The organism is Cupriavidus sp. CuC1 (assembly GCF_044627735.1).
GTDB classification, from domain to species: Bacteria; Pseudomonadota; Gammaproteobacteria; order Burkholderiales; family Burkholderiaceae; genus Cupriavidus; species Cupriavidus ulmosensis.
Genome location: NZ_JBIUHC010000321.1, coordinates 1 through 3,397 on the forward strand (window position 1 = coordinate 1; position 3,397 = coordinate 3,397).

The window sequence follows — 3,397 nt, forward strand, 5'->3', positions numbered from 1 at the left end:
GTTTACAGGCGAAAAAACGGGTCCCGGCTGAAAGACGGGACCCGTTTTGCGTTTCAACAGATTTTGTTAACGGCTAGATCGATGAGGGCGACTTTTCGATTCTAGTATTGGTCGGATGTGTGGGCAGCCCCAACAAAGGGCTTTGGTTGCATCGCCGCGACACGACAAATAACGGCAGAAGGCGGCAGGACTTCACCCCTAACTAGAAGGGGCAATCAAGGAAGGCGTAGGGGAACGGGGGCTGCGCTGGCGACATCGCACTCCGCGCCGAGTCGTTGGAGAATTGCAAGAGCCAGTCGGCTATGTTTGAAATGCTAAATGCTGATCCCTGCGAGCGCGGGGGCTGCGTAATCTCTTTGCGAGCACCTCCGCCAATGCCGGTTTCCACCTGCGGCGTCCTGCCCAGGGGGCACTGGCTGTGGGACAGATGCCGGCCATGTAGCGTCGCGGTCAAGGCCACATGGCTCCTATCAGTCGGGAAGCGCCGATCGAGGAGCGACCAACGGAGTGCTTACCGGCCATCCGCAGATCTGCACGCCACTGCCCAAAGCTTCCGCACGTGGGTATCTCGGTGCCCGCAACTGCCGGAGCGCCTGCGCATTGTGGTGACTACCTTAAAACGTACTGCTCGCAGCAAAATGGTTACCCTAAACGTACCGATCGCCGCACAAACCGGCATCTGGGTATCATGGCATCGTCGACGGCCTGGTAGGGCGCGACTTCGATCGATCCGCTGGATGCCTATTATCCCAATTCCAGCTGCTATGGTGGCAACAGTGCTGGCCTTGAAATGCCGTACCGGACGCACTAATCTTGTGCGAGCAGGAGAATGCTCTCTGCGCTGAACAATCGGGAATAATTTTTTGTCGCGGCGCGAGAGATTGGCGCTGTCCGTCAGGATCCAGAAGCTCGAGATTGAACTCAATGCTCTCTACCGACCTCCCGACGGCCGCACTGGATGACCTTTGCGTCAACACGCTTCGCTTCCTGTCCGTCGACGCAGTGCAGAACGCCAACAGTGGCCACCCCGGCTTGCCGCTGGGTGCGGCGCCGATGGCCTATGTGCTTTGGACCCGCTTTCTCAAGCATCATCCGGCCAATCCGCTCTGGTTCGACCGGGACCGTTTCGTGCTATCCGCGGGCCACGGCTCGGCGCTGCTATACAGCTTTCTCCACCTCGCAGGATATGATCTGCCGCTCGAACAGCTTCGGCAATTCCGGCAGTGGGGCAGCATCACGCCGGGCCACCCGGAGCGAGGCCTGACGCCGGGCGTCGAAGTGACAACCGGACCGCTCGGTCAAGGCTTTGGCAACGGCGTGGGCATGGCGATGGCGGAAGCGAATCTGGCCGCTCGCTTCAACCGCGATGGCTTCGACATCATCAATCACTTTACCTACGGCATCGTGAGCGACGGCGACCTGATGGAAGGCATCGCGTCCGAAGCCGCTTCACTGGCTGGGCATCTGCATTTGGGCAAGCTGATCTACCTGTACGACGACAATGGCGTCACGCTCTCCGCAAGCACGGGTATCACGTTTACCGAGGATGCTGCGCAGCGCTTTGATGCCTATGGCTGGCATACCCATTTGGTAGAGGACGGCAACGACCTGCCGTCCATCGAGCAGGCACTGCAAGCCGCCCACGCCGAGACCAGGCGACCGTCTCTGATCCTGGTGCGCACGCATCTCGGTTACGGGTCGCCCAACAAGCAGGACACATTTGAAGCGCACGGTTCGCCGCTCGGCGTGGAAGAGGTCCAATTGACCAAGCAGATCCTCGGCTGGCCGGTGGATCCGCCGTTCCACATTCCCGAACCTGCGCACTCGCATTTTCTTGAGGCGAGCGAGAGGGGAGAGCAGGCCGAAGGGGAATGGCGCCAAAAATTCTCCGCCTACGAAAAGCAATTTCCCGATCTTGCGGTGGAGCTAGGACAACGCATGCGTGGCGGAGTCACTGGGGACTCTTCCGGATGGGAGGCGGCGATCCCGCAGTTTCCCGCGGACAGCAAAGGCATGGCCACGCGCGCCGCATCGGGGACGGTCATGAACACCATCGCGCCGCTGTTTCCCGCGCTGATCGGCGGCTCCGCGGATCTGGACCCGTCGACCTATACCGCGCTGAAAGGGTTGGGGGACTTTGAGCCAACCAACATTAGCGCAGCTGACAGACAGGGTTCCAACGGCGGGGGCTGGAGCCGCGCCGGCCGCAATCTGCATTTTGGCGTGCGAGAGCATGCCATGGGCGCGATCATGAACGGCATGGCGGCGCACGGCGCAATGGTGCCGTTCGGCGCGACCTTCCTGATTTTCTCCGACTACATGCGCCCGGCGATTCGCCTTGCCGCGCTGATGGGCCTGCACGTTATCTACGTCTTCACCCACGACAGCATCGCGCTGGGCGAGGACGGCTCCACGCATCAGCCAGTGGAGCAGCTTGCCAGCTTGCGCGCGTTGCCACGCCTAGTCGTGATTCGGCCCGCGGACGCCAACGAAGCCGCCATCGCCTGGCGCGTCGCGCTGGCAACCTGCGACCGGCCGGTGGCACTGGTGCTCACGCGGCAAAACGTTCCCACCCTGGACCGTACGCAATTCGCCGCCGCGGACGGCTTGCAGCGAGGCGCTTACATTCTGGCAGATGCTCCGAACGGCAATCCGGAATTGATCCTGATCGCCAGCGGCTCGGAAGTCTCGCTGATCGTCGCTGCACAGATCAAACTGGCGCAGGAGAACATCCAGGCACGTATTGTCTCGATGCCAAGTTGGGAACTATTCGATGCTCAGCCGAAGGATTACCGTGAAGCGGTATTTCCCCCTCAAGTCGCTGCCCGGTTGGCGGTCGAGGCAGGCGTCTCGCAAGGCTGGCACCGCTTTGTTGGCGACCGCGGCGATGTGCTGGCGGTAGACGGCTTCGGCGCATCGGCCGCGGGCGAGATCGTGATGCGCGAATACGGCTTTACCGTAGAGAACGTTTGCAGGCGGGCGGCTTTGCTGCTCAGCCCATAACAGAGGCTGTGTGAACACTCGCGGCGTTCTCAGGCTCCAAGCGCGGCATCGACAATTGCCTTTGCCTCCCTTACGGTCCGGCACAGATGATCCTCGCCTTGAAGGCTCTCCGCGTAGTTGTAGATATCTTCCTGCCAATATGACGTGCGTCACCTATCCCTGATAGATTAGTGAGCAACGAGGTAGGTATGACCGTCAACAACTCATCCAAGGCAACGATGGCTGCCGTCAAGAATGTGTCCGATCCGGGCGCAACGCAAGGAGCCCGTAGGGCGACTGAAGAGGCGCCCGGATCGGCGACGCTGGCGTCAGCGTCCGGCACCGATTCAGAGGTCGTTGCCCGCGCTCGACGCAGGCAATTTTCCAACGCCGACAAGCGCCGCATACTGGAGGC

General features: G+C 61.2%; 2 protein-coding genes. Both read left to right on the forward strand.

The window, feature by feature from the left end; all coding sequences use genetic code 11:
• Positions 1–924: 924 nt before the first annotated feature.
• Positions 925–3,003, forward strand: a complete 2,079-nt coding sequence (gene tkt / locus ACGLHR_RS51070; protein ID WP_400103675.1) for a transketolase — start codon at positions 925–927, stop codon at positions 3,001–3,003.
• Between the two features lie 188 nt (positions 3,004–3,191).
• Positions 3,192–3,397 (forward strand): hypothetical protein (locus ACGLHR_RS51075; protein WP_400103677.1); only part of this gene is annotated, 206 nt, incomplete at its 3' end.

Coding starts and splice junctions, on each gene's coding strand:
- tkt (WP_400103675.1), top strand. CDS start 925: ATGCTCTCTACCGACCTCCCGACGGCCGCACTGGATGACCTTTGCGTC.